Annotated in this window: 8 tRNA genes and 1 rRNA gene; all 9 read right to left on the minus strand. The window is 53.8% G+C overall.

Features of this window, described 5'->3' with window-relative positions:
* Positions 1-10 precede the first annotated feature (10 nt).
* A tRNA-Met gene (locus tag JO375_RS24385) sits at positions 11-84 on the minus strand.
* Between the two features lie 19 nt (positions 85-103).
* Positions 104-179: transfer RNA gene (locus tag JO375_RS24390), tRNA-Val, on the minus strand.
* 6 nt (positions 180-185) lie between these two features.
* A tRNA-Glu gene (locus JO375_RS24395) sits at positions 186-257 on the minus strand.
* 31 nt (positions 258-288) lie between these two features.
* Positions 289-380, minus strand: a tRNA-Ser gene (locus JO375_RS24400).
* 3 nt (positions 381-383) lie between these two features.
* Positions 384-457 (minus strand) — tRNA-Met (locus tag JO375_RS24405).
* A gap of 32 nt (positions 458-489) precedes the next feature.
* Positions 490-565: transfer RNA gene (locus JO375_RS24410), tRNA-Asn, on the minus strand.
* A gap of 4 nt (positions 566-569) precedes the next feature.
* Positions 570-645: transfer RNA gene (locus JO375_RS24415), tRNA-Ala, on the minus strand.
* A gap of 22 nt (positions 646-667) precedes the next feature.
* Positions 668-744 (minus strand) — tRNA-Ile (locus JO375_RS24420).
* 36 nt (positions 745-780) lie between these two features.
* Positions 781-897, minus strand: a 5S ribosomal RNA gene (gene rrf, locus JO375_RS24425).
* Positions 898-917: the final 20 nt, after the last annotated feature.

Consider the following 917-nt stretch of genomic DNA (forward strand, 5'->3'; position numbering starts at 1 on the left):
TGGGAAATGATTGCGGGGGCAGGATTTGAACCTGCGGCCTTCGGGTTATGAGCCCGACGAGCTACCGGACTGCTCCACCCCGCGATATTAAAAGTAATATTAATGGTGGAGGCTGAGGGGATCGAACCCCCGACCCTCTGCTTGTAAGGCAGATGCTCTCCCAGCTGAGCTAAGCCTCCATATAATGACCCGTAGGGGATTCGAACCCCTGTTACCTCCGTGAAAGGGAGGTGTCTTAACCCCTTGACCAACGGGCCTTGCAAATTAAAATCCCGAGTTTTAAATATGTGGCGGAGAGAGAGGGATTCGAACCCTCGCACCACTTTCGCAGTCTAACCCCTTAGCAGAGGGTCCCCTTATAGCCACTTGGGTATCTCTCCGAGTAGCGGCAGAGGGGATCGAACCCCCGACCTCACGGGTATGAACCGTACGCTCTAGCCAGCTGAGCTACGCCGCCACCTTATATAAAATTCAGAAATATTCGAAGTATGGCTCCCCGAACAGGACTCGAACCTGTGACAACTCGATTAACAGTCGAGTGCTCTACCAACTGAGCTATCAGGGAATATTGGTGGAGCCAAGCGGGATCGAACCGCTGACCTCCTGCTTGCAAGGCAGGCGCTCTCCCAGCTGAGCTATGGCCCCAATTGTTGTATACTTCAAGAAATGGTGGGCCTTAGTGGACTCGAACCACCGACCTCACCCTTATCAGGGGTGCGCTCTAACCAACTGAGCTAAAGGCCCTAATATGTATTGCTACATGATCCATTGAAGGATGCTGCTTGGCGGCGTCCTACTCTCCCAGGACCCTGCGGTCCAAGTACCATCGGCGCTGGAGGGCTTAACAGTCGTGTTCGGGATGGGTACGTGTGGAACCCCTCCGCTATCGCCACCAAACATGAATTTGCGAGGCAAAT

The sequence above is a fragment of the Paenibacillus farraposensis genome (genome assembly GCF_020736845.1).
Taxonomy (GTDB): Bacteria; Bacillota; Bacilli; order Paenibacillales; family Paenibacillaceae; genus Paenibacillus; species Paenibacillus farraposensis.